1 pseudogene is annotated in these 680 nt (G+C 42.8%); it reads left to right on the top strand.

Features of this window, described 5'->3' with window-relative positions:
- Positions 1-53: 53 nt before the first annotated feature.
- A pseudogene (locus tag R7040_RS26910) lies at positions 54-572 on the top strand (DUF4136 domain-containing protein).
- Positions 573-680: the final 108 nt, after the last annotated feature.

Here is a 680-nt window from a genome sequence, read left to right as displayed (position 1 = left end):
AAATGACACAACTTTATTGTCAGCCGTATAAGTAAAAAACGAGGAGAGCGCGTATGTGGAAAACAGTAACAATTGGGGCAATGGCGCTTTTGATGGCCGCTTGTACGACAGTAACAACAGACGTGGATAAACAAGCGGACTTCGCTTCTTATAAAACGTTTGATTTTGGTACTCAAAATGATGCTCCAGCAAGTATCGATGGACGCCGTATAGAACAAGGTTTGGCTGCTCAACTGGAATCGAAGGGGCTTTCTCGAGTTGCAAGTGGTGGTGATTTATACGTTAATAACGATATAGTTGAGGAGTACGAGTTGGTATAGTCTGGTTCTTCTTTTAGCGTCGGTTATGGATGGAACAGCTTTGGTGTGATTACATCAAGCCCTGAACGATATAAAGAACGCAAATACGGGAAGTTAGTGGTAGAGCTGGTGGATAGTAAGGCGAACCAAGTTGTGTGGAAAGGCGTTTCAAGCCGCAAGTTAACCGAATCAATGAGTACTGAGAAAAGGGAAAATTTGATCACAGAAGAAGTGGCGAAAATGTTCGAAAACTACCCATACGGTAAGAATTGAGTCCTCCGTTATATCAAACTGAGTGGCTAAAACCACGAGGCGAGAATTTCGATTGCAAATTCTCGCCCTCAGAGTTAAAAGTACGTATTACTGTGATGTAGGTGAACG

The sequence above is a fragment of the Vibrio sp. 1069 genome (assembly GCF_033340555.1).
Note: the sequence above shows the minus strand (reverse complement) of the source record. Positions and strands in the feature narration are given on the sequence as shown.